Source organism: Acetomicrobium thermoterrenum DSM 13490 (genome assembly GCF_900107215.1).
Taxonomy (GTDB): Bacteria; Synergistota; Synergistia; order Synergistales; family Acetomicrobiaceae; genus Acetomicrobium; species Acetomicrobium thermoterrenum.
The window spans coordinates 1-25,492 of record NZ_FNPD01000004.1; the positions used below are offsets into that span (position 1 = coordinate 1).

The 25,492-nt window shown below is 42.2% G+C and carries 16 protein-coding genes and 1 pseudogene; 8 read left to right on the forward strand and 9 right to left on the reverse strand.

Annotated features, from left to right (window positions below; genetic code table 11):
- Window positions 1-272, forward strand: a pseudogene (locus tag BLU12_RS04070) (UPF0236 family protein); the annotation flags it as partial.
- A gap of 13 nt (window positions 273-285) precedes the next feature.
- Here the strand turns inward: BLU12_RS04070 and BLU12_RS04075 are convergent.
- The 4 genes from BLU12_RS04075 to BLU12_RS10070 form a co-directional block, all read right to left on the reverse strand.
- Window positions 286-1,095 carry an ABC transporter substrate-binding protein gene (locus BLU12_RS04075; protein WP_200778705.1) on the reverse strand — a complete coding sequence of 270 codons (810 nt, stop codon included), beginning with the start codon at window positions 1,093-1,095 and terminating at the stop codon, window positions 286-288.
- 1,215 nt (window positions 1,096-2,310) lie between these two features.
- Window positions 2,311-3,855 carry an AbgT family transporter gene (locus BLU12_RS04090; RefSeq protein WP_091460805.1) on the reverse strand — a complete coding sequence of 515 codons (1,545 nt, stop codon included), beginning with the start codon at window positions 3,853-3,855 and terminating at the stop codon, window positions 2,311-2,313.
- A 152-nt stretch (window positions 3,856-4,007) separates the two neighbouring features.
- A complete protein-coding gene (locus BLU12_RS04095; RefSeq protein ID WP_091460807.1) occupies window positions 4,008-4,304 on the reverse strand; it encodes a hypothetical protein in 297 nt (98 codons plus the stop codon).
- Between the two features lie 426 nt (window positions 4,305-4,730).
- Window positions 4,731-5,096 carry a tyrosine-type recombinase/integrase gene (locus BLU12_RS10070; RefSeq protein WP_234945443.1) on the reverse strand — a complete coding sequence of 122 codons (366 nt, stop codon included), beginning with the start codon at window positions 5,094-5,096 and terminating at the stop codon, window positions 4,731-4,733.
- A gap of 1,099 nt (window positions 5,097-6,195) precedes the next feature.
- On the opposite strand from BLU12_RS10070, the gene BLU12_RS10160 reads away from it, so the two are divergent.
- The gene (locus tag BLU12_RS10160; protein ID WP_091460809.1) at window positions 6,196-6,366 is read left to right on the forward strand and encodes a methyl-accepting chemotaxis protein; all 171 of its coding nucleotides are present in this window, start codon (window positions 6,196-6,198) and stop codon (window positions 6,364-6,366) included.
- Window positions 6,335-6,871 (forward strand): methyl-accepting chemotaxis protein, encoded by a 537-nt coding sequence (locus tag BLU12_RS04115; protein ID WP_091460810.1) that lies wholly within the window; start codon window positions 6,335-6,337, stop codon window positions 6,869-6,871. Before BLU12_RS10160 ends, BLU12_RS04115 begins: the two co-directional genes overlap by 32 nt.
- A 77-nt stretch (window positions 6,872-6,948) precedes the next feature.
- Here BLU12_RS04115 and BLU12_RS04120 read toward each other — a convergent pair whose 3' ends face one another.
- Complete coding sequence (locus BLU12_RS04120) at window positions 6,949-7,764, reverse strand: phosphate ABC transporter substrate-binding protein (protein WP_091460812.1); 816 nt, start codon at window positions 7,762-7,764, stop codon at window positions 6,949-6,951.
- Window positions 7,765-7,867: 103 nt separating this feature from the next.
- Complete coding sequence (locus BLU12_RS04125) at window positions 7,868-9,223, reverse strand: YjiH family protein (protein WP_091460814.1); 1,356 nt, start codon at window positions 9,221-9,223, stop codon at window positions 7,868-7,870.
- A 274-nt stretch (window positions 9,224-9,497) separates the two neighbouring features.
- Between BLU12_RS04125 and treS the strand changes: the two genes are divergently transcribed.
- The 5 genes from treS to glgB all read left to right on the forward strand — a co-directional run bounded on the left by treS (window position 9,498) and on the right by glgB (window position 20,761).
- Entirely contained in the window at window positions 9,498-12,764 is a 3,267-nt protein-coding gene (gene treS, locus BLU12_RS04130; protein ID WP_234945469.1) for a maltose alpha-D-glucosyltransferase, read from the forward strand.
- Window positions 12,765-12,790: 26 nt separating this feature from the next.
- The gene (locus BLU12_RS04135; protein ID WP_091460817.1) at window positions 12,791-15,211 is read left to right on the forward strand and encodes a DUF3536 domain-containing protein; all 2,421 of its coding nucleotides are present in this window, start codon (window positions 12,791-12,793) and stop codon (window positions 15,209-15,211) included.
- Window positions 15,212-15,282: 71 nt separating this feature from the next.
- Window positions 15,283-17,280: an alpha-1,4-glucan--maltose-1-phosphate maltosyltransferase gene (locus BLU12_RS04140; RefSeq protein WP_091460818.1), complete on the forward strand. Its 1,998-nt coding sequence runs from the start codon at window positions 15,283-15,285 to the stop codon at window positions 17,278-17,280.
- Window positions 17,281-17,317: 37 nt separating this feature from the next.
- A complete protein-coding gene (locus BLU12_RS04145; RefSeq protein WP_159428501.1) occupies window positions 17,318-18,835 on the forward strand; it encodes a putative maltokinase in 1,518 nt (505 codons plus the stop codon).
- 24 nt (window positions 18,836-18,859) lie between these two features.
- Entirely contained in the window at window positions 18,860-20,761 is a 1,902-nt protein-coding gene (glgB, locus tag BLU12_RS04150) for a 1,4-alpha-glucan branching protein GlgB (RefSeq protein ID WP_234945444.1), read from the forward strand.
- A gap of 307 nt (window positions 20,762-21,068) precedes the next feature.
- Here glgB and BLU12_RS04155 read toward each other — a convergent pair whose 3' ends face one another.
- The 3 genes from BLU12_RS04155 to BLU12_RS04165 are packed head-to-tail and all read right to left on the reverse strand — an operon-like array spanning window position 21,069 to window position 25,181.
- On the reverse strand, window positions 21,069-22,316 hold the full coding sequence (locus BLU12_RS04155; protein ID WP_091460822.1) for a glycosyltransferase: 1,248 nt from the start codon (window positions 22,314-22,316) through the stop codon (window positions 21,069-21,071).
- Window positions 22,291-22,947 carry a DUF5752 family protein gene (locus BLU12_RS04160; RefSeq protein WP_091460823.1) on the reverse strand — a complete coding sequence of 219 codons (657 nt, stop codon included), beginning with the start codon at window positions 22,945-22,947 and terminating at the stop codon, window positions 22,291-22,293. Before BLU12_RS04160 ends, BLU12_RS04155 begins: the two co-directional genes overlap by 26 nt.
- The gene (locus BLU12_RS04165) at window positions 22,947-25,181 is read right to left on the reverse strand and encodes a bifunctional alpha,alpha-trehalose-phosphate synthase (UDP-forming)/trehalose-phosphatase (protein WP_091460825.1); all 2,235 of its coding nucleotides are present in this window, start codon (window positions 25,179-25,181) and stop codon (window positions 22,947-22,949) included. The genes BLU12_RS04160 and BLU12_RS04165 overlap by 1 nt, the downstream gene beginning before the upstream one ends.
- Window positions 25,182-25,492 lie beyond the last annotated feature (311 nt).

A 25,492-nucleotide genomic window follows, 5' to 3' on the forward strand; every position in this document is an offset into this window, starting at 1 on the left:
CATGGAGCCGCAAGGGCTTAAAGGCCATGTCTTCTTTGAGGGCTTACATCTGTAGCGGTGGCAAGGTGACGTCAGAACAGATAAAGAAAAAAGACCAAAAAGGTGAGAATGCGGACAAAAGACACAAATTCACCTTGAACCTGGAGGAGATCTTAGGTCCCGTTATAAGTGAGCTTGGATGCATAACGGTACTGAAAACGGGAAAGGTAACGCCCTTATACACGACCTTAAGGGGCATATGTCATGGCGGGTTTGATTTTTACCTAACCTAAAAGACGTTGCCCTTTAGGACACATGGGGAGTGGTTCCTAAAAATCCTACAAAAACTTGACGCGGTCGCAGCTCGTTTACCATTTCCAATGAATATACATTATCATTATCATCCCTTGAATAAGAAAGAAGAAATATTGCAGATTTATCTGGCGCCTTTTGTAGCTTTTTGTTTATTTCTTCCCATGGCACCCCTATCAGATATTCTACTGAAATATCTTCCATATTTTTGAACACAAGCCTGGCCTTCTCATAAAGATCCATGCCCAAAGTGGTTCTATCGCTAATAACAAATATGTTCTTTGCCGGAAGTATTTGAAACATCATCTCCACATTTGCAGCGATATCTACATCCTCAAATACTCCCGTCATATTACTTTCCAAGGAAGAGAAATATACCAATGACCTATCGACAATGCTTCCAAAAATAACAGAAATAGAGGATATACTTCCTAAATTTTCCCGCTCAGCCAATAAATATTGAAGTGCATCGTCGTCAAAACATAAAACAAAATCTATTTTTCTTTTTTTGTATTTTGTATTTATATATTCATTAAATTGTTGATAATATTGATTATAGTCAAATCTCTTCGCATCTAAATATTCAAAATATATATTCACTGGTTTCTCATATTCGCCAAATTTTTCTTTAAGAAAAGAGTTAAATATCTTAGTGTATATATATTCAGGATCATAGGAATGTAGAACCAATACATTGTAATAGTCTTTATAAGCATCAGAGCGATGGCAAAATATCAACAGCAATATGATCAATGTCAAACAGGTATGGCAAATATAATTATATTTGGAAAATAATTTCTTCATTTCCAGTGCTCCTCCGAAAACGCGAAACTAACTTTAAAATACGTCAATCAAACATGGTCATTTATTCACATATATAATATCAGCTTATGATTATTCACCACCCACATCAACAACCCTTGTATTTTATTTGTTATTATTATACTATAATAGTATGGAAAATGAAAGAACTTAGCTTTGCGAAAGTTGATTGAGCATATGCAACATCTATTCCCATAAAATATTTAAATAATGCTACACTTGCCTTAAAGTGAGTTTCGGCGAAGCCTTCACATGATCCCCGCGGGAGCGTGGAAGCGATACGACAAAGATATCTGGTGGGCGTAGGCGAACGTAGTACCCAACAGGCTGTTCCTTTCCAAAAAGGACAAGGAGGTACGCTACATAGCCATCCGTCAGGAAGTCAAAAGCCTGACCGAAGCGAAAGAGAGCGATGCGCGCCAAATGGAGCATGCGATAGAGAGACTTGAAGCGGACAAACCGAACCTGAAGAAGCTTCACCTGATGGTCCTCGGCGACAAGGTGTGGAAGACCTTTCTCGAGTAGTTTAAAAAGCTTCGGATCAAACTCGAGAAAGTAGCCGCCTAGCGTGACATGCTGCGCCAACGGCTCGACGAGGCCCTGGCACAGGCCGCGGTGGCTAGTCGACGGGCATTGATGCGGCCGAAAAAGCCCGGGGCGGCAGAGGCCGCGACGAAAACAAAACCGGCCGAACGGCGTAAAAGGAGCCGGACTGGGGTCGAGACCAGGTGGCGATGCTTTTCGTAACGGACTGAAAAAGGGCTAATTCGATTCGATGCAGGGGTACCTCTCGCCCGCCCCCAGGGAGAAGATCCTACATGAAAGCATCCCGCAGACGCCCGGATCAAAGACGAGGGCGGCAGGGCCGTGAAGGTGGTCTTTGCCAGCAAGGTGCTTTTCGTGCGCATCCTGTGCTCGCTTGATCTGGGCCTTTTCCGGGGCGATGTGGGCTAGCTCGTGGGGAGCATCGACTAGGGCAAGGAGCACCTCCCCTTTTTCGGCCAAATAGTTATTATGTCCGTCAATTCTTGGGCAGGCAAGTCCGTCAGCAAACGGTCATTTTTGGCTATCTTGAACACCATGAACATAGTTTTCACATTTCCTGAAAAAGTGTTCAACAGCATTTATCAGAATCTAATTAAGTCAAAAAAGCCTCTCGAATAACCGAGAGGCTTTTTTGTTGGAGCAGGTTGTGTTTTAGTAGTATATGGAAACGCCAGGACCAAGCGGTAATCCCAGCACCAACCAGATAATAAACAAGATCGTCCAGCCGATCATAAAGACAATTGAATACGGAAGCATTGAAGAAATAAGTGTTCCGATTCCAGTATTTTCATCGTACTGTTTTGCAAATGCAACGATGATGGCAAAATAAGACATCAGCGGAGTAATAATATTGGTAACAGAATCCCCGATACGATATGCCAGCTGTGTTAATTCCGGTGCATAACCCACTGCCATCAACATTGGCACAAACACCGGTGCCATAATAGCCCATTTTGCAGAAGCACTTCCAATGAACAGATTGATAAAACCTGAAACGATGATAAATCCAATTAACATCGGTATACCTGTCATTCCGGTGGCTTCCAGGAAATCCGCTCCAGTCACCGCCAGAATGGTTCCCAGGTTACTCCAGTTAAAGTAAGCAACAAACTGTCCGGCTGCAAAAGCCAGTACTAAATAACCACCCATCGATGACATGGCTTTACCCATAAAACCAGCCACGTCTTTATCGCTTTTTATGGACCCGGATGCAATACCAAAGGCAATACCCGGAATAAAGAAGAACAGAGCAATAATGGGTACCAAACCAGCCATAAAGGCAGATCCGGCCAAGATTTGCCCGTCATCAGCTCTTAATACTCCATTTTCTGGTATAACCAGTGCCAGCATAATAGCAATAAACACTACCAGAGAAATTCCAGCCCATTTTAACCCTTTGGTTTCATTTTCGGCTACGTGATCAAGGCTAACTTCTGCATCACCATGATACTCTCCAAGCCTTGGCTCAACAATTTTTTCAGTCACCAGTGTACCTAGAATAGTAATCAGGAATGTAGATGCAATCATAAAGTACCAGTTTGCCGTTGGATCAACCGTATAACCCGGCTGCCACATTTGTGCCGCTTGTTGACTGATACCACCCAGCAAGGGATCGATGGTTCCCACCAAAAGGTTTGCACTGAATCCTCCGGAAACTCCAGCAAAAGCAGCCGCAAGACCTGCCAGTGGATGCCGACCAAAGCTTAGAAAAATCAATGCTCCCAGAGGAACCAATACAACATACCCAGCATCTGATGCCAGGTTCGACATAACCCCCGCAAAAACTACCACAACTGTCACCAGTTTTTTAGGTGTTGAAAGTACCAGCTTTCTTAACGCTGCCTGAATTAGCCCTGTACCTTCCGCTACACCAACTCCAAGCATCGCAACCAACACCGTACCAAGTGGGGCGAAGCCTGTAAAGTTCGTAACTGCTTCGGAAAAAATCCGTCTGATCCCTTCGACGGACAACAAGCTTACTGCCGTTACAACAACCTCTTCCATTCTTCCGGTTCCAATGGCAATTCTCTCGAAGGTCACCGATACCCCTGCCCGCGCTGCAAAGAAAGAAATTACAATTACAGCTAAACTAAGTAGTGCAAACAGCGTAACTGGGTGAGGCAATCGATTCCCTACTCTTTCTACTGTATCAAGAAATCGATTAAAAATACCTTTCTTCTTTACTTCTTGACTCATTTTTCTCACTCCTAACTTCCATTTTTTGGATAGGCAATGCTATCACTAGTCTTTTTTTGCCTTTTCAAATGTGCAGTTGGTGCTACTCCCCGAAGGGAAACAGCAACACGGGTTTGTGCCGGCTATAATACAGGGGGCCGGAAGCACTCCGTTTATTCCTTTAGATTCATATCAGTTATTATCCCTCTGCTCACCAGTGCAATTCTTGCTTCCTCGTCGGCGGGTTTATAACCACGTTCAAGCAAATTTACGATATGTCGCTTGTTGTAGATGAATGGCAAAACAATCCAACCAATGCCGAAAAATAGCAATAGCAACAAGTGTAGGATCGTCCATTTTACGTCTCCTCTAAACAAGGGAACAAAAGGGCCGAAAAGCAACATTGTCCATGAAAACCCGACAGGGGCTTTTTTCATCACCCCGGCATCGTTTATGAGGTTTACCATCATACTAAACCCTCCCCTAAATGGTATTTATTGTAAATACTGTCTATGACAGCTTGCATGCTACTATTAAGCGTTATTTAAGGGGTTTAGAGACATTTATAGACTATAGACGGCTCATATTCAATTTTAAAACGGCTCGGCGACCCCACCTCACCTCTTTTTGAACTTCATGTATCCTGTGGCACCTCACATGCGCCTGACGGCAAGGTTGAGGCCGAGAACAGCTAGAGATTCAACAACATATAAACGTTGTCGAGATCATCTTGTGTTATTCCAATATAAGCAAGCGTTACAGCCGAGCTTTAGTGATTCATCAACTTTTTAATATCGGACAGATCAAGGCTCATTTTTAAGCATGGTAACCAAAGGTTTTCCTAAGTATATGAGCCCCTATCCTTTCTTCTAAGCCCGCAAGCCGTGCTGCATCATTCAAGATCCTATAGGCTTGGACTCTGGAAATGGGGCCGTTATCCTTCTTCCTGGAAGGGAAAGATAGCCTTCTTTATTGAGGTTCTTAGTGTCTCCCAGGTATTTTTTCAAGGCCTTCTTTGCCGTTTCTCCCACGGGGAAGTCTTTTACCTTGCCAGTTTTATCCTCCCGAATCGTTATTCGGTCTTTGATCCTGTCCTTTTCATCGAGGACGCAGGAGACTTTCAGGCCTAAAAGATCCGAAACACGCAACCCCGAGTTGATGCCGAGAGTGAAAAGAGCATAATCCCGATAATTCCGTCCCTTCAAAATGGCTTTAAGCTGCTGGATCTTCTTTTTATCTCTGATGGGCTGTACAAATTCCATAACTTACGCCCCCTTATAAAAGCAACATACCATACGCATATAATAAGTTATGTTGTGTAACGTGTATTGTCAAGGAGAATTTGTAATTATATATTCATTAAACTGTCGATAATATTGATTATAGTCAAATCTCTTTGCATCTAAGTATTCAAAATATATATTCACTGGTTTCTCATATTCACCAAATTTTTCTTTAAGAAAAGAGTTAAATATCTTAGTATATACATATTCAGGATCATAGGAATGTAGAACCAATACATTGTAATAATCTTTATATGCATCAGAGCGATGGCAAAATATCAATAGTAATATGATCAATGTTAAACAGGTATGGTAAATATGATTATATTTGGAAAATAACTTCTTCATTTCCAGCGTTCCTCCGAAAACGCGAAACTAACTTTAAACTACATCAATCAAACATGGTCATTTATTCACATATATAATATCAGCTTACGATTATGCACTACCCGCATCAACAACCCTTGTCTTTTATTTGCTATTATTATACTATAACAGCATGGAAACTGAAAGAACTTAGTTTTGCGAAAGTTGATTGAGAATATGCAACATCTATTCCTATAAAATATTATAAGTTATGCTACGCTTGCCTTAATAGGTTCGAAATGACTATTGCTGTTAGCATAGGAATTTTAGATACAATCCTGTCAGTATTCTTTTGCGATACGCATTAATAAAGTTTATAATAGCATAATGGCCTAAAAACAATAACTTAAAAACACACAAAAATTAAGGAGGAATGACGCTTGAGTGTAAAGCGTAGGCTAATTGTGTTGACAATCGGTATTTTGATAACAATATGTGCGATGGGGTTTTTCCCTAAGCACTAGATGATATATCTGAAGCAACGAGATCTTTCGTCGACATCGTAACAAATGAAGCAGAGGAACTTAAAAACATCGCAGAAGATAATGCCGATGCCATTTCTTCAGCAAATGCCGGAATCGAAGAGGTTGCCTCTGCAGCGCAAGGTGCTGCAGAGGCAGCAACCGAAGCCTCAAATCAGGCAGAGTTGCTGAGAGGAAATGCACAACAAACGGGAGACCTGATTTCCAGCGCAGCTAAGAGGGTAAAAGATATGGCCGACTCCTTCAGACACATTGCCAATGTCATATCTCAACTTAACGAAAGGGCCGGGCAAATAGGAAATATAGTCTCGACCATTTCTGGAGTCGCTGACCAAACGAACTTGCTCGCATTAAACGCAGCTATAGAATATAGAAGCGACAAGAGCCGGCGAACACGGTAAAGGATTTGCTGTCGTTGCCGATGAAGTAAGAAAGCTTGCCGAAGAAAGCAACAAAGCAGCCATGCAAATTGGCTCGTTAGCTAAATCCATAATCGAGGAAACAGCACAGGCCGTAAACGTTACAAACAAAGGCGTTGAATTGGCAGCTGCCGGGGAAAGAGAAGCACAGATGATGGAAAAACACATTGAAGATGCTTTGAGGGCCATTGAACTGATCGTCGATCAAATTCAAAACGTCGCCGCCACAGCAGAAGAACAATCTGCAAGCACGCAAGAGATGGCAGCGTCGATCGACAGAGTTGCACAAGGAGTTGACGCTACGAGGGAAAAAGCTGAAAGCATGTCAAAATCCGTGAAAGAATTGGAAGAACGTGTAGAAGCTTTAAAGCAGGCATCAGAAGACTTGGAAAAACTGGCGAATGATCTTCAAAAAGAAATCAGACTTTACAAGTTAGATTCAACTACCCCCTCAGGCGGGCCAGAGGGTTTAGTTCCAATCGAATAAGATCCTTGCATAGATAAATGCGGCGGATATAACTCGCCGCATTTATCTATTATTTACTAACTATTCAACTTAACAACCTATCTTATTGAAACAAACCCTGTTTCCGATACAATTCTTTGACCCTCATCACTTAGCATAAAGTTTATAAACCTCATCGTTTCCCCTGTGGGCCAACCTCGCGTGAACATAAAAAGGTATCTCGATATCGGAAATTCCCCGGTACGAGCTGTTTCGGGCTTAGCCTCGATGTTTTCGACTGTGATTGCCTTTACGCTGCTATTTAGATAGCCTATTCCAATATATCCGATAGCTAACTCGTTTGTCGACACCGCTTGGACTATTGCACCGTTAGATGCCATGACCTGCGCTCTCGGTGTGATTCTTTCGCCATTCATAACCTTTTCTTCCCAAACCTCATAGGTCCCGGAACTGGTATCTCTGTTTATAACGGCAATTCTCTTATCCGGACCGCCTACATCCTCCCAATTGGTGATCTTGCCGCTATATATATCCTTTAATTGTTGTAAAGTTAAGTTGTTGACGGGATTTTTGGGATGGATAATTGGCACTATAGCGTCTATGGCAACTCCAAAGGGGACGGGATACGCACCTTTTTCGAAAGCCAACTTTGCTTCCTCAAGTTTTATAAATCTCGAGGAATTAGCTATATCACATGTGCCATCTATTAGCGCCTTAATGCCATTGCCGCTTCCCTCTCCGGTAAGGGAAAATTCGGTATTAGGGTAAAGCTGAGCATAAGATTCAATCGCCGCTTGCGCTATTGGCAAAAGGGTAGTAGAACCCTTCATAGTCAGACCGGCTGCCCACGCAGCATCCCCAAAACCCATTCCAAACAATACAACCAAAATCAAAAGCGAAACTAATTTCTTCATTCCTTACCCTCCCCCGCATTTTTATTGACTTCATATAAATATTAACAAAGATGCGTAACGCCTATATCACATAGAGGTAACGAAGGCGTTACGTCGCCTTATATCAACAAAACAGCCAAACGAAGGGAGCAAGTAAAAACACCGAAAGCACGGCCCTCATAAAGTAGATTGCTGTCAATTTCGGAAAATCCAGAGGGATAGAGGAATTTAAAATCAACACACCAATTTCAGTCATGTATATTAACCCCGTAGCTGATATACAGGCACACATAAACTTAGCAGCAACTGTAGTGCACGTAGCCCCTATAACTGCAGCCAAAAACTGATCGGCAAAAGCCAACACAAATGCGGGTGCAACTTTGTAAGCTTCAGGAATTTTCACTAATTCCAGCATGTATGCAAAGGGCAGGGAAATCCATTGAAAAATAGGCGTATAGGTTGCAATTATCAGAACTATCGTTCCCCAAGAGACGACAAGAGGCATGGTGGAGACTATTAAAAAACAAAAGGTTTGATAACAAGTCCTTGCTACTGTATGTATGCCCTCCCTGTTGGCCCTCTCTACTGCTGTCTTCAAGGCCCATGAGTGAAGAGTATGATCAGGGGGAATCTCTGCCTCGGGCCTCTGTTTACCGGATCTTCCCGAATAGCTGTCTGGAATGCCCTTAAGGGGCCAAAAACGAGGGGCCAAAATGGCCAAAATGAACGACACGGCGTAAATTGTGATCAAAATTTGGAAATACATATTCGGCAAACCCACGAAGTCAGCCATAACATAAATATAGGCAACACTTAAAATTGAAAAGGAGGTGGAAATTATGGCCGCTTCTCTATCGCTGTAATATCCTTCGTCGTGCAATCTAGTGGTGATCGCAACACCAACGGAACTGCTTCCAAGCCACGAAGCCAAAGTATCGATAGCAGATCTGCCTGGTAACGTAAAAAGGGGATGCATCAGCGGACGAGCCAGCGTCCCAACATACTCCATCAATCCAAAATCCGTAAGCAGGGAAACTGCAGCAGCCAAGACACTAAAAATTACCAAAAGTGACGGCGCAAGCACCAGCACCGGAGTACCTCCCGTATCCATGCTCCAGATCGCCTCGGGACCGATTTTATAATATACCATCACAGAAAATATTGCTCCCAATATACGAGAGATGCTCCACAACGGACTAACTACAAATAGATCTTTGAAAAATTGGCTTTTCATAATAAAAGAAGGCTTAAACAATGAAGCATAAATAGTGATAATTGCGCTCGCCACAACCAATGTCATGGCTGTGACTACCAGAATTGGCTTTAAAGCCTCTTTCCCCCAATCGATAACTATTCCAAGGACAGTATTGAATGTTCCGTCTTGAGGAAAGGGAACGAGGAAAAAGAGGACACCTAAAGCAGAGGGAATTAAAAAACGCATAATTTCGATAGAACTAAAAGCTTGTTTTCGCACTTGCATGCAACAACCCCCCAAAGTACAATTGTAGTGACACCTTAGCAATATAATATGCATCGTTAAACCCCAGATAAACGGGAATTATTATACTAAAAAATAGTTACACAATCCAGCAAGAAGGTTTAAACAGAAACGCGTTATATCGCATAGTAACATGATATTATAACAATACTATGACTAATTTGCATTGACTCGGGTAGAAATACTGTTGTAAAATAAAGCAAATTTATTCTTTCTTCCTCATCTTTATAAGGAGGTTTTGTGCTTAGTGAGAAGCATGCCCGCCACTGATAATAACCCTTTATGGTATAAAGACGCCATAATCTACGAAACCCATGTGAAATCCTTTTACGACAGCGACGAGAACGGCATAGGGGACTTCCGCGGACTTACGGAAAAATTAGAGTACCTAAAAAACTTAGGCGTGACGGCAATTTGGCTTTTGCCCTTCTATCCTTCCCCTTTAAAAGACGATGGCTACGACATAGCGGACTATTTCAACATTCATCCAGATTATGGTACTTTAAGAGACTTTCGTTCTTTTCTAAAAAAGGCACACGATATTGGCTTAAAAGTAATTACGGAGCTGGTGTTAAATCACACTTCGGATCAACATCCTTGGTTTAGGCGGGCTCGCGAATCCAAAGGGGGCTCTCGCTGGAGAGATTTTTACGTATGGAGTTCCGATCCAAATAAATTTTCCGAGGCAAGAATAATATTCAAGGACTTCGAAAATTCAAATTGGACCTGGGATCCTGTGGGTAATGCCTATTTTTGGCACCGTTTTTACTCTCATCAACCGGATCTTAACTACGATAATCCGAGGGTAAAAAAAGAAATTTTTAGGGTTCTAGATTTTTGGTTCGATATGGGCATTGACGGAATGAGGTTGGATGCCGTGCCCTATCTTTACGAGCGCGAAGGGACAAATTGCGAAAACCTTCCCGAGACCCACCAGTTTTTAAAAGAACTGCGCGCTCATATGGATGCCCGCTACCCCAACAGAATGCTTTTAGGAGAGGCGAATCAGTGGCCTGAGGACGCCGTAGCTTACTTCGGGGAGGGTAACGAATGTCACATGGCCTTTCACTTTCCCATCATGCCAAGGATTTTCATGTCGCTTTGGATGGAAGATCGCTTTCCGATAGTGGATATACTCGAGCAAACGCCGCAAATTCCTGAAAACTGCCAATGGGCTATGTTTCTACGCAACCATGACGAGCTCACTCTTGAGATGGTAAGCGATGAAGAACGCGATTACATGTATCGCGTATATGCAAAAGATGCGCGGGCAAGGATTAATCTTGGAATCCGCAGGAGACTGGCCCCGCTAATGGGAAATAATAGGCGCAAAATAGAGCTTATGAATGTTTTGCTTTTTTCTTTGCCCGGCACACCGATCATATATTATGGCGATGAGCTTGGAATGGGAGATAACTATTTCTTAGGCGACAGAAACGGAGTTCGCACTCCCATGCAATGGAGCCCCGATAGAAACGCAGGCTTTTCTAAAACAAACCCCCATAAACTTTACCTTCCGGTAATAATAGACCCAGAATATCACTATGAAATGATCAACGTAGAGACGCAGGAACGCAATCTTTCCTCAATGCTCTGGTGGATGCGTAGAGTTATCTCGGTAAGAAAACGCTTTAAATCCTTTGGCAGGGGAGATATAAATTTCATAGATTCGGGCAATCCGAAGGTATTAGCCTTTACCAGGAATTTCGAGGACGAAACGATATTGGTAGTCATAAATCTCTCTCGTTTTTGCCAGGTCACAGAGCTCGATCTATCCCAATATGAAGGATACGTGCCAGAAGAAATTTTTAGCGGAAACCGTTTCCCAAGAATTGAACCGAATAAACCATACACTTTGACATTGGGAATTCATGATTATTTTTGGTTTAACCTGTTGAATAAAAGAGAATCTATCTCCATCGAGGCGGAGGATGAACCACTTTCTACCATAGAAATTAATAAAATTGCAGATTTATCTGTCAATATCCTTTCAAGTAATTTTTTTAAAGATACAATAAAAAAATACCTTAACAAATGTCCATATTTCGGCGGTCAAAATAAAAATATTAGGAATATCGATATTTTTGATATCGTCTCTATATCGGGAAATCAATATTTTGATACCGGTTTCTTGTTTCTTAATATCTCCTATCCTCAAGGAGAGAAAGATCGATGCCTTTTGCCCTTTACTTTAAAAATGGATAACGAAGCGTTATATATAAGACAAAACCATCCGGAATGCATTATTGCAAATGTCTCAATCGGGGGCCGCAACGGTATTTTGTGCGATGGTACTTATTCTCCCGACCTGATCGAAAACCTCATCAACCTTATGTCGAAGAGGAAAAGGGTTCAGGGCAACATAGGGCAGATGATATGCAAAAAAAGTAATTTATCCGGCAATCTCGACATTGCAGAAGATAGAAAAACATCACAATTAAAAATAGAAATATACTACCCCTGGTCTAACCTGATAACTTACGGTTTTTCCATCGCCGTCAGACTTTATCACAAACTGGAAGAGGGAATAAATGTAAGCGAGGACATTTTGCGCTATCTAACGGAAATGCGTTTTAAAAATACATTGCCCTACATCGGCTCCTTCAGATATTTATCTAAAACTGAAGAAACCACTATCGGCATTTTGCAAAGAAACATTCCAAACCAAGGGAACGGATGGGAATATGTCCGTAATATGGGCGAGCTGTTTTTCGAGCGCCTGCTTTCATTGGGCAAAGCGGAGTTACCGAAAGAGACTGCTTCAGATTGCATAGACGGACTATTCCTAGAAATGATATCTCTGCTAGGGAAGCGCACTGCCGAGCTTCATAAAGCTCTCAGTTCTTCCGGAAAAAATCCGGAGTTTTCCCCCGAACCTTTCACAAAACTATATCAAAGGTCCGTGTATCAGTCGATGAGAAATGAGTTGGGACATTCCATTAGAACATTGTCATATAAAATTGGGTCACTTTCTGAAGACCTTGCGGCGCAAGCCCGAGAGGTCATGGAGATAAAAAAAGACATTCTCGATAAAATTCGGCTTATTTATCAGGACAAAGTCAAAGCTCAAAAGATACGAATTCACGGCAATTATCATCTCGGGCACGTACTTTTTACCGGTAAAGACTTCCTTATTACGGGATTTGAGGGTGATATGACAAAGTCTTTAGGGGAAAGAAAGATAAAGCGCTCACCTTTGAGAGATGTTGCCTCTATGCTTTATTCTCTTAACAGAGCTGCCAGGATTTCGTTGCGAAAAGCCTCGTCCTTCACAGAAGAAACAGAATCGCTAACACCGCCTATGAAGTTATGGCGTGAACTCGTTGGAGAGGCTTTCCTAAAAAGCTACATTGATAACTCCCGTGGCGAGCTCTTCCTGCCGGAAGACGATAATTCCATCAAAATATGGCTTAACGCTTTTTTGCTGGAAAGAGCCCTTCTCGAGCTGGATCTGGAGCTTTCTCACGAAAAAGGACAGCCCGATATTCCCATTGGAGAGATAATATCAATAATGAAAATATAAGAACTGATTTTGTGGAGCGTGATCGAATGGAAAAATATGTGTGTATTCACGGACATTTCTATCAACCGCCTAGAGAAAATCCATGGCTTGAAGAAGTGGAGTTAGAAGAATCGGCATTACCCTTTCACGATTGGAACGAGCGCATTACGGCTGAATGCTACGCTCCTAACGCTGCTTCAAGGATCCTTGGAAACGACAGACAAATTATCGCTATTACGAACAATTATTCCAAGATAAGTTTTAACATTGGCCCTACCCTGCTTCTTTGGATGAAAAAACATGCGAAAGATACATACGAAGCAATAATAAATGCTGACGAAGAATCCAAAAAACGTTTTTCGGGCCACGGAAGTGCCATTGCTCAAGCATTCAACCATATGATCATGCCCTTGGCAAACGATCGAGATATACGCACTCAAGTATATTGGGGATTAAAGACCTTCGAAAGCAATTTCAACCGAAAACCTGAGGGAATGTGGCTACCCGAAACAGCTGTAAACATAAGAACTTTAGAGGCATTGGCAGAGTTCGGCATCAAGTTTACGATATTAGCTCCCCATCAGGCTGCAAGATGTAGGGTAATAGGGGAACAAGAATGGCAAAACGTGAGCGATGCTAAAATCGACCCAAGACTTCCCTATCTCTGCAACCTTCCATCGGGAAAGAAAATAAACATATTCTTTTACGATGGTCCGATATCTAACGATATCTCCTTTGGAGGTCTGCTCGACAACGGCGAAACATTGGCCAATCGCCTCATTGGTTGTTTTTCCGACAACAAGGAAGCTCAATTGGTCAACATTGCGACGGATGGAGAAACCTACGGACATCACCATCGTTATGGGGACATGGCCTTGGCCTATTGCTTATCTTTCATCGAATCCAATAATTTAGCCAAGATAACGATTTACGGCGAATATCTCGAAAAATATCCTCCAAATCATGAAGTCGAAATAATAGAGGGCTCTTCCTGGAGCTGCGTTCACGGAATCGAGCGCTGGAGAAGCAATTGCGGTTGCAACAGTGGACTACACCCCGGTTGGCAACAGGAATGGAGAAAACCCCTCAGAGAGGCAAACGACTGGCTAAGAGACACACTCTCCCTTCTATACGAGGAAAAGGCAAAGGATATCTTTTCAGATCCCTGGAAGGCAAGAGATGAATATATTCGCGTCATTTTAGACAGGTCTGATGATAACGTTTACGCCTTTCTCGAAGAACAATCGTGCAAAAAACTCTCAGATGAAGAGGTTGTCAATGCACTCAGGCTTTTGGAGATGCAACGTCATGCCATGCTGATGTACACAAGTTGCGGGTGGTTTTTCGATGAGATTTCGGGTATCGAATCAACTCAAGTGATAAAATACGCTTCAAGAGCAATCCAGCTCGCTTCTTATTTCACCGATTCGCAGCTCGAATCAAAATACCTCTCCATTTTGGAAAAAGCACCGAGCAACATCGAACACATAGGAAACGGGAGAAAAGCTTATGAGATATATGTCCGCCCTTCTCAGGTAGATATGCTAAGAGTTGGAGCTCATTATGCAATATCCTCGATCTTCGAAGAAAAACAAGAGGATATAGATATCTACTGTTACAATGTGCAATGCAACCGATTTGAAAAAAAGCGCGCCGGCAAGCTAACTTTATGCGCAGGGGAGGCTTCCTTTTTCTCCAACATCACCTTTGAAGAAAAGGTAATTGCCTTCGCTGCCCTTCATATGGGCAAGCATAACGTACTAAGTGGCTTAAAAGAACATAGCGGCAACGGCGAGTTCGAAGACCTTATTTCAAAAATGAAAGAGGCGTTAAAAATAGAAGATATTTCCACTTTGGTCCAGCTTATGGACGATTTCTTCGAAACTCATAATTATACGCTTAGACATTTATTCAAAGATCAACAAAGAAGGGTTATAAATTACATTTTCGAAGAACCCCTACACAACATTATAGACGTAGCATTTCGCGGCATCTTGGAATCTCACTATACGACTATGAACTTTCTAAAAGAAATCGGCACCCCGATCCCGAAACCATTGGAAAGGGTCGCGGAAGTTACGCTTAATGCCGATTTCCTGAAACTCTTGAGTTACGATACCTTCGATCTTAAAACTTTAAAAGTAGTTGCAGAAGATGCCAAACGTCTTGATATACCTTTAGACAGGGATGCGATTGGCCTCGCTTCTTCCTCTTTGATGGACACTTTCTTTACAATGCTCAAAGATAAACCCTTCGAAATAGAAATTTTAAGCAAAATTAACGACACGCTTGATTTGCTCAACGAACTTAAATTGCCACTATATCTATGGAGAGCACAAAATGTATATTTTCATCTGACAAAGGACGCCTATCCTAAAGTCAAAGAACACCTGGACGAAAAAGATGCCGAAAGATGGACAGAACTGTTCAGGAGGGTCGGAGAACGCTTAGGCGTTAGGGTGGGATGACGTTGCCTATATATTCCAAAAGATTTAAACGAAACAATATAGTAAAAGTATAAAATGACGGAGAATAACTCATGGATGAAATAGACGGAAGAAACAGGGTTGTCATTGAAAATGTATATCCTGAAATAGACTGCGGGAGATTTCCAATAAAAACAACTGTGGGTTCTGGCGTTTACGTCGAAGCCGACGTATTCGCCGATGGTCACGATGAAGTGCTGGCCTTTTTGCTTTATCGCAAATCTGACGAAGAGGATTGGAAAGAGGTCCTTATGACTCCTCTTTTCAATGACAGATGGTACGCTTACTTTCCTGTAGAAGGCATGGGAGAGTATTTGTACACTATAAAGGGAGGAATCGACCATTTTTCAACATGGCGAAAGGACGTTATAAAAAAGATAGATTCAGGACAAGATGTTTCTGTCGAATTAATAATTGGAGCAGACATGCTGCACCAAGCCTCCAAAAGACATCGGGGCGATAAAAAAAATATCCTGTTGGAATTCGCTAAAAGACTTGACCGCCTTTCATCTAATATAAATACACATGCCATAGTCTCACTATTAAACGCAAAGGAATTTCAACGCCTTAACATGTCGTGTTTTAATGAAGATTTTACTTCCTTCTATGAAAAAAACCTTCGGGTTACAGCGGATCGAAGGAAGGCAAATTTCAGCTCTTGGTATGAGTTCTTTCCCCGATCTAATCCGGGAAAAGGTAAGGTGCACGGATGCTTTAACGATGCGATGCAGCTTCTGCCAGAAATCGCTAAAATGGGCTTTGATGTTGTGTACCTTCCACCCATTCACCCAATCGGCAAAACAAACCGTAAGGGAAAAAACAATTCCCTAGAAGTTTCTCCCCAAGACCCGGGAAGTCCCTGGGCCATTGGCTCTTCGGAGGGAGGTCATAAGGATATAAATCCTCAACTGGGCACAATGGACGATTTTGTCTCCTTCGTTAAACAAGCGGTCGATCTGGGCCTAGAAGTTGCCCTAGATCTGGCTTTTCAGTGTTCTCCCGATCATCCATACGTAAAGGAACACCCCGAGTGGTTTAGGTGGCGGCCCGACGGAACTATCCAGTATGCAGAAAACCCTCCAAAAAAATACCAAGATGTCGTCCCCTTCGACTTCGAGTGCGATGATTGGAGATCATTATGGGAAGAGCTCAAAAGCATAGTCATGTTTTGGATAGAACAAGGAGTAAAGATCTTTAGAGTTGACAACCCCCACACTAAACCCTTTGCTTTTTGGGAGTGGCTCATCGGAGAAATAAAGAAAATTTACCCCGAGACTATCTTTCTATCCGAAGCATTCACTCGACCAAAGGTTATGTACAGGTTGGCGAAGCTCGGTTTCACTCAGTCCTACACATATTTCACATGGCGCAATACCAAGTGGGAAATTACGGAATATATGAAAGAACTGACACAAACTCAGGCCAAAGAATTTTTCCGGCCCAATTTTTGGCCCAATACACCCGACATACTCCCCGAATACCTTCAATACGGGGGGAGACCGGCATTTATCGTAAGGTTGGTGTTGGCTGCAACCCTTTCCTCCAACTATGGAATATACGGACCTCCATTCCAGCTTTGCATATCCGAGGCAGTGTCTGGCAGGGAAGAATACCTTAACTCCGAAAAGTACGAGATCAAACATTGGGATTGGGATGCACCAGGTAATTTGAAAGAAATAATAGGAAGAATTAACAGGGCAAGAAAAGAAAACGCTGCCCTGCAGGAGACTAATAACATAATATTTTGTGAAGCTGAGGACGAAAACGTAATATTTTATTCAAAGGTCGCTGATGATCTATCCAATGCTATCCTGGTGGCAGCCAATTTGGATCCTTTTCACGTTCACGAAGCAACACTGCACATCCCTTTGAAAACGCTTGGCATCGAGGAAGGACAATCCTATTTGCTGGAAGACCTGTTAGGGGGAGAGAAATTCATCCTCCAGGGAGAACACTTGCGGTTGAAGATCGATCCCTTCATCATCCCTGCCTATGTGTTCAAGGTGCACCGAAGATTACGCCGAGAGTCGGATTTCGACTACTTCATGTAATCGTGCAATAAAGACAGTTAGGAGTGATTTCAACACAATGTTCGAAACTAATTTTAACGATATTTCGGAGGACTTAAAAAAACATTTGCCTGCCTACCTGTCAAGCTGTCGCTGGTTTGCCTCCAAGACTAAAGACATCGCAGAGGTGGATATTTTAGATTGCTTGCCCATGAAAAGAAATTTAAAAACGTATATGCTGATTTTGAGGGTCGCTTTAGACGACGGCTCCATCGAGCATTACTCAATGCCCATCTCTGTTATCGACAAAGCGCTCTCGAAGGAGCAAAAAATAGGTCTAATTTTAACTTTAGAGGATGGCACACATATAATTGAAGGCATTTTTGACGTTGGTTTCAGAGATGCCTTGTTCGAAACAATAATCAGGGGCAAAACTATCGAGGGGATAAATGGTGTGCTTTCAGTCTCTGTCAATACCAAAAATATTTCCCATTTCATCGATCATGGCATAAAAATTTCATCTAAAGTTTTAGCGGCAGAACAGAGCAATTCATCCGTCATTTATAATGACAGTTTTTTCTTAAAACTCTACAGAAAGCTCGAAATCGGACCCCATCCTGAGGCGGAAATGGCACGCTTCTTGTCTGAAACCGGATTTACTCATGTACCACCCTTTATTGGCTCCATGAAATATATGCAGAACGAAGAAAAAACCTGGCTCGAAATTGCTTTACTTCAAGAGTACGTTAAAAACATAGGCGACGGATGGACATATTTCATTGCAGTACTTAAAAATACTATCAAAGCACTTAAATCGGCCGATGATTCCGACAAATATTTTTTGTTGCCTTTAAAGGAAGAAATAAATAGGACATATGCAATGGCCTCTTTGCTTGGAAAGCGGACAGCTGAAATGCATTTGGCCTTATCTTCGGACAGAAAAAACGATAGCTTTGCTCCCTTGCCATTCAAAGGAGAAGCCAAAAATGAGGCTTACGCTAAAGCACGTTTATGGATGGAACAAGCGATGAAGATTTTAAACAATAACATACAAATACTTCCCTCTCCAACGGCCAAGCTGGCAAGAAATATTATCGACAACCAAAAATTACTTCTAGATAGATTAAAATATTATTTCACTGCCTCCGGTGGAGAAATTTTAAGGATACATGGCGACTACCATCTGGGGCAGCTGCTCTTTACAGGGAATGATTTCTTCATAATAGACTTTGAAGGAGAACCGGCAAGAAGCTTAAGAGAACGCAGAAAAAAACAAAGCCCTTTGAAAGACGTCTCGGGAATGATACGCTCCCTTCATTACGCTGTCAATTACGCCCTCAAAAGCTTGGCCTGTGACGACGAGGCATCTTCTTTCTGGGCAAAGATATGGTATGATAATGTATGTTCATCATTTTTATCTTCCTATCGTCAAGAGGCAATGGACGCTTCCTTTTTGCCCGCTGATGATGAAGAATTTAACGCTACTTTAAAAGCTTTTCTGATGGAAAAGGCTGCTTATGAAATATGTTACGAATTCAACAATCGCCCTGACTGGGTTCACATTCCCCTCAAGGGAATCGAATCTATTATAAATTAGACAAGTCAGGCGAGGAGGGTATACATGAATAATCGTAAAGAATCAACATGGACTTCTCCGTTCACAGATATGGATATATATCTTTTCAAAGAGGGCAATCACTTTCGCCTTTACGAAAAGTTGGGCGCGCATCTTTGCAACAGCGGAGTTCGCTTTGCCACATGGGCTCCAAACGCCAAATCCGTTTCCGTCATAGGCGAATTCAATAACTGGGACAAAAAGGCGCATCCTTTAAGCCCAAGACAAGACGAGACAGGAATCTGGGAGGGTTTCATAGAGGGAATAGATTCGGGAACGCTTTATAAATATCATATCGTGTCAAACTACAACAATTATGAAGTAGACAAAGGAGATCCCTATGCTTTTTATTGGGAAAGGCCACCCAAGACAGCCTCGATTGTTTGGGACTTAAACTACGAATGGAAGGACGAAAAGTGGATGAAGGAAAGGGTTAAACATAACTCTTTCAAAAGCCCTATGTCCATCTATGAGGTGCATCTTGGTTCTTGGAGGCGCTTTCCTGAGGAAGGCAACAGGTTTTTAACTTATCGCGAATTGGCGTCTTTTTTGCCAAATTACGCGAAAGAAATGGGGTTTACCCATGTCGAGTTCTTGCCAGTAATGGAACATCCCTTTTATGGTTCGTGGGGATATCAAACGCTCGGCTACTTTGCTCCAACCTCCAGATATGGTACTCCCCAGGATTTTATGTATCTCATCGACGTATTGCACCAAAACAACATAGGCGTGATCCTCGATTGGGTGCCCTCCCACTTCCCGAACGATGGTCATGGCTTGGTCTTTTTCGATGGAACACATCTTTATGAACACGCTGATCCTAGAAAGGGCTTTCATCCTGACTGGAAAAGCTGTATTTTTAATTACGGCAGAAACGAAGTACGCAACTTCCTAATTTCAAGCGCTCTTTTCTGGTTGGATAAATACCACGTAGACGGAATAAGAGTCGACGCCGTGGCTTCTATGCTTTATCTCGACTACTCGAGAAAGGATGGCGAATGGATACCTAACGAATACGGCGGAAGGGAAAATCTTGAAGCGATACATTTTCTAAAGCGTTTCAACGAAGAGGTCTACAGAAACTATCCTGACGTTCAAACCATTGCAGAGGAATCTACTGCATGGCCTCAAGTAACCAGACCTACCTATCTGGGTGGATTGGGGTTTGGCATGAAGTGGAACATGGGATGGATGCACGATACGCTCGAATATTTCTCGAAAGATCCCATATTTAGACAATATCATCATAACCAGTTAACCTTTAGTATATGGTATGCCTTTTTCGAAAATTTCGTGCTGCCATTATCTCATGATGAGGTCGTCTATGGCAAAGGTTCGCTAATTGCCAAAATGCCGGGAGATGATTGGCAAAAGTTCGCTAATTTGCGGGCTCTTCTGGGTTATCAGTGGCTTCATCCCGGGAAAAAGCTTCTTTTTATGGGTGGCGAATTAGGCCAGTGGAGGGAATGGAATCACGAATCAAGCATTGATTGGCACTTGTTGGAATACCCTAATCACGAAGGCATAAGGCGTTGGGTTCGTGATTTAAATCGTCTTTTGAGCAGTGAGCCTGCTCTTTATGAAAGAGATTTCGAGAATACCGGATTTGAATGGGTGGACTTTTCCGATTGGGAAAGCAGCATTATATCCTTTTTGCGGAAGTCAGAGAACGAAACAGTATTGGTAGCCTGCAACTTCACGCCCATACCTCGCTATAATTACAGAATAGGTGTTCCAAGCGGTGGATTTTGGAAGGAAATCTTAAACAGCGACGCTAAAGAATACGGCGGAAGCGGTCACGGCAACTTCGGCGGTCTTGAAGCAACTCCTGTCCCAATTCACGGCAGGTTTCATTCGTTGGTAATGACCCTTCCTCCTTTGTCTGTAATGGTTTTCAAAAAAGCATAATCCGCTAAAAATAAAGGATTGCCAAAAAGCATGCGTGCTTTTTGGCAACATTCCCTTAAGATTACCGCACAAATATGTTTTTGAAGGATAAAGTATACATGGACATATTGGTACGTATTTCGATCCACCTTACAGAGGACATGAAAATTCAGTCAAATGGGAGCAGAAAAACTTCTTTAGGGTCATCATCACTCAGAATATGGATGCCCCCATCACCACTATCCCCTTGACAAGGTGAGATAACAAATACGTCAGAAATCATTGACTAAATATTTATAGAAACGACGCTATAGTAGTAATATTAGATTTAATGAATACATGAATTTAGTTCTAGTATATCACCACCATTATATAGCGATAAAAATAGGAGCAGATAATCCTTGATATGCCTGGTTATGAGAAAATTGTTTTTTATGTGCTCTTTACCGTTCTGGGCCAAACCCTTAGCATATTCCGGTTCATACAAAAGCTGTTTGAGATAATGAACTGTGCCATCAATGGAGTAAGTCAGTATTCCGGAGTGCTTGTGAGCTATCTGTAGAGGAATGCCTCCGACTGCCGAGGCTATTACCGGTTTTTCCTTCCATAAAGCTTCCGCAACCGTTAACCCAAATCCTTCTTTAAGTGATTTTTGCAAGATTACACTTGACGCTCTCTGTAGCGCGTTTATCTCAACGTCACTTTTCGGGGGAAGTAACAATACGAAAATGTCAGGATCATCGGCTGCTGCGTTTTTGACCTCTTCTAACACTTTAACTCCCTCAGGGTCGTCGGTGGCGCCTCCTCCGGCAAGCACCAATTGACAATCCAAGTGTCTTTTGACTCTTTTGTAAACCTCGATGACTCCTATCGGGTCCTTTAAGTAATCAAAACGAGAAATCTGGGTTACTATGGGTCGAGATTTGTCTATCCCGAACTTTTCGAGAACCGAGTCAATTTCCTCCTGAGACAAATCTTTATTTTTGTCGCTTAATGGATCAATGGAAGGAGAGATCAAAACCTGCGGTACGCGCAATTTCCTGGCGAAGGCGGGTGCAGAAAAGACTGCGCTGTCGTATTTTTCTATATATAATTTCAGAAAAGCCATTACTTCTTCCTTGGGCGTCGTAAAATCTACATGACATCTCCAAACCCATTTATTCCCCAGCGATTCCTTTAGTTCAACCAAAACGATGGGCTGTGGGTCATGTATAAAAAAGATATCGCCCGTAAAATCCATCTCTTTGGCGTTTTTGCGATTGATTTCGAGAAAATACATAAATTCTTCCAGGGATATTTCAACGTCGACGCCATGAAGGGCATTATGCATTTTTTTGGTGATGTTAAAAAAATTTTCGTCACCTTTTATCGTATCCCAACGGGCATCTACGCTCAGCTGCTCTAATAAGCTGATCATTCGATTTAATATTTCGGCTACTCCACCACCAACCTTTGTCGAATTTATATTTCTTATCACCTTTCCCTCGAGCTTGCCAGCCAACAAATACAGCTCATCTATGATATCCTGTCCCACTATCGAAGAGTATTCTTTAATGTTCGTTGTCAAAACAATCATCTCTCCTCAATATTTTAATGATCTTTTTTCTTAAACCTTCCAATGTAAAGGCATAGGGATCCATCCGCGATATCCTGTCTGCCAATTCATGCTCGCCAATATTCCTCAACCATGCAGAAAAATCATTCTCTCGCTTTTGGTAACGCAATCTTGGCTCAAAAATATGAAAACATATGGATGTGATTGGAATTTTCTCCATTGCCTCCGCAAACTCCGCCAAGGTATTTGCTGCAAAGTCCGTCTGAAAGACAAAAGTTTTGCAATCCATGAAGTGAAATTCATGCCCCTCTATGCAGCCGCTGATGTGCTTTCCGCTCAATATATGATCTTCTAATTTCTTTATATATCTTGTTCTCAGCTCTTCGATGGATTTTATATTAACTATATCCACACTGGTAATGCTTTCCCCTAACTCTCTCAGTCCCAAGATATTTGTTATCCAGTAGGCAAAATCGTTGGGCGGCTCGGGAGAAACGCGATAATGCTGCTGTAAGAAGCGGTGTGTATGGTAGTACATCGAAGATTCCGGTATTTTCCTGAGACCATCAAGAAGTTGAATTGGATCTTTCGCTTTCATTCCCAGCAATCTAGTCTGGTGGGTCTCCGAAAAAAAACGAAACTCATTGCTCATCAAACTTCACCTCTCGCTCTATTCTTCAGCATATCGAGCAAATTCCTCACATCTTTGTAGCTCATCACATTGGAACGTGCATTTGAATGGGTCATCCCGACCTTGACCGTCCATGCCTGAGTGGACAGGCTCCTGAAGAAATCTTCATCTGTTCTGTCATCCCCTATGGCAAGAACAAAGTCGTAATTTTTCTTGGAAAGAAAATAAAGTGCTGCTTTGCCCTTGTCAATACCCGCATTTCTTACTTCTATAACCTTGCGACCCTGTATAATCTGCGCATCCGTATTGGCCGTATATTGTAAAAGCAGGTCCGTTAATTCCCTTGCTGCATCGGCTGCTTGTTCCGGATCGGCCTTGCGGAAATGCCAGCTGACAGAATACTCTTTTTCTTCCAGAAAAGATCCCGGCACCTTATCGACATAATGCTTCAAAAGTGAAAGCACGTCTTTCTTCCATTCGCTGCTCGCGTGTCTCAATAACTCCCAATCCTTGCCCTTCTCTTTAATCCAAACGCCGTGTTCGGCCACGAAGTTTATATCGAGATCCCCGAGCCATTGCTGGAGGATACTTCTTTCCCTGCCGCTGATTATCACGATATCTACTTTATTTATTTTTGAAAGTTCGCGTAAAAGATCCAAAAGCTCCCTCGGCGGGATAGCTTTCTTGGGATCCCCGGAAAAGGGAACCAAGGTGCCATCGTAATCGAGGAAGAAGATGCAATGGTTGGCCTTTTCAAACTCGTCTAACATCTTGGCTGTAGCCCTTTTGTCGAGAATTTTGGTTTGGAATCTTCTCTGCTCGTCCTTGATATAATCCAATTCTTGAATAAACTCCGAGGCCCATTTCACCACATGATAGTTTTTCAACCTCTGTTGCATTCTTTCCAGCCTGTTTTGCTGCTCTTCAACGGGCATTTCCAAGGCCTCTTTAATCGAAGCAGCGATCTCTTCTCTGTCATTTGGATTTATCAAGATGGCCTCTCCCAACTCTTTGGAAGCACCTGCGAGCTCGCTTAAAATCAACACTCCGGCCATGTCCTTTCTAGATGCAACGTACTCCTTTGACACCAAATTCATACCGTCTCTTAGAGGTGTAATTAAAGCTACATCGCTAACTGAATAAAGGGCAACCAGCTGATGAAAGGGAACATGGCCGTATTTATAGTTAATTGGCACCCAGTTCAGCGTACTGTAAGCGCCGTTGATATTTCCAACCATCTGATCTATCTTTGTCTTAATCGCTTGATACCTATCAACGCCAATCCTCGATGGCACGACAACTAAAAGCAGAGTAACCTTCCCATGCCATTGAGGGTTGTTGGCAAGAAAGAGCTTATAACCCTCAAGTCTATTTAAAAGCCCCTTTGAGTAATCCAGCCTATCGACGGAAACTATGGTCTTTAAACCGGAAAGAATATTTTGAAGTTTTTCCCTCTCTATTTGCGTCTCCCTTGAGTTAACGGCATTGTTGAACCTATAGAAATCGATGCCCATTGGGAATGTATCGGCTTTGACCAGTCGGTGATCGATAAACATTTTACCCATGTTGTTCTCGTATCCTAAGAGGCGAAGGGTAGACCTCAAGAAATACTGTGTGTAATCATGGGTATGAAAACCTATCACATCTGCACCAAGTAACCCCTGTAAAATTTCTTTTGCCCAATTTTTGGGCAAAAGGCGGAACAACTCATAGGAAGGAAAGGGGATGTGCAAGAAAAACCCTATCGAAACCTCCGACATTCGCTGTCTAATAAGGCGGGGCAACAGCATCAGATGATAATCATGTATCCATAAGATATCGTCGGGCCTCAAAATTTCCATGATGGTTTCGCAAAAATGTTCGTTGACTTCTTTGTAAGACTCCCAACTTTCCTTTTCATAAACAACATATGTCGGAAAATAATGAAATAGCGGCCAAATCGTCTTATTGCAGAAACCGTGATAAAAGGCGTCCATCGTTTCCTCTTCCATGAACACCGGATAGGCATTAAATTGTGATTCCGCTATTTGTTTTATGTGTTCTTTATGTTCATCGCTAATTGAAGCCCCTGGCCATCCAAGCCACACATATTCGTTCCCTTCGGTAAATGAAGAGTGTTGCAACGAATCCAAATAGGCGCTCAGGCCTGTTACCAAGCCGCCTGCGCTCGCTTTTAACTTCAAATCCCCTTTATCGTCTTCTTCTACAGTAAAAGGAAGTCGATTGGAGGCGATTATCAGCCTCTTATGGTTCATTAGAATTCACCTCTCTTGTCTGGAGTTGCTGATGTAATTGACGAAAAAAGTTGTGGCAAGCATATTTGGAAGTTTGATTTAGCGAAACCTTATTTTGTACTTCCACGAAAGAGACGAGGAAAGAATATCTGCAAAAGGATCTAATAACGCATGCAATAAATGTCAATATTTTGATATCTAATTAGTTCTTCGGTTCTGTTAATATGAACATTCTAGGATTATAATAATACATCAAATGACAGGTAATTGTCGATAATAGTTAAAGAAAATTCAAGCAAATACAACATTGTTATGGTTATGGAGCTATAATT

Coding starts and splice junctions, on each gene's coding strand:
- BLU12_RS04120 (WP_091460812.1), bottom strand. CDS start 7,764: ATGAAGAAATTAGTTTCGCTTTTGATTTTGGTTGTATTGTTTGGAATG.
- BLU12_RS04095 (WP_091460807.1), bottom strand. CDS start 4,304: ATGATGGTAAACCTCATAAACGATGCCGGGGTGATGAAAAAAGCCCCT.
- BLU12_RS10160 (WP_091460809.1), top strand. CDS start 6,196: ATGGCCGACTCCTTCAGACACATTGCCAATGTCATATCTCAACTTAAC.
- BLU12_RS04135 (WP_091460817.1), top strand. CDS start 12,791: ATGGAAAAATATGTGTGTATTCACGGACATTTCTATCAACCGCCTAGA.
- BLU12_RS04075 (WP_200778705.1), bottom strand. CDS start 1,095: ATGAAGAAATTATTTTCCAAATATAATTATATTTGCCATACCTGTTTG.
- BLU12_RS04125 (WP_091460814.1), bottom strand. CDS start 9,223: ATGCAAGTGCGAAAACAAGCTTTTAGTTCTATCGAAATTATGCGTTTT.
- BLU12_RS04155 (WP_091460822.1), bottom strand. CDS start 22,316: ATGATTGTTTTGACAACGAACATTAAAGAATACTCTTCGATAGTGGGA.
- glgB (WP_234945444.1), top strand. CDS start 18,860: ATGAATAATCGTAAAGAATCAACATGGACTTCTCCGTTCACAGATATG.
- treS (WP_234945469.1), top strand. CDS start 9,498: ATGCCCGCCACTGATAATAACCCTTTATGGTATAAAGACGCCATAATC.
- BLU12_RS04165 (WP_091460825.1), bottom strand. CDS start 25,181: ATGAACCATAAGAGGCTGATAATCGCCTCCAATCGACTTCCTTTTACT.
- BLU12_RS04145 (WP_159428501.1), top strand. CDS start 17,318: ATGTTCGAAACTAATTTTAACGATATTTCGGAGGACTTAAAAAAACAT.
- BLU12_RS04160 (WP_091460823.1), bottom strand. CDS start 22,947: ATGAGCAATGAGTTTCGTTTTTTTTCGGAGACCCACCAGACTAGATTG.
- BLU12_RS04140 (WP_091460818.1), top strand. CDS start 15,283: ATGGATGAAATAGACGGAAGAAACAGGGTTGTCATTGAAAATGTATAT.
- BLU12_RS10070 (WP_234945443.1), bottom strand. CDS start 5,096: ATGGAATTTGTACAGCCCATCAGAGATAAAAAGAAGATCCAGCAGCTT.
- BLU12_RS04090 (WP_091460805.1), bottom strand. CDS start 3,855: ATGAGTCAAGAAGTAAAGAAGAAAGGTATTTTTAATCGATTTCTTGAT.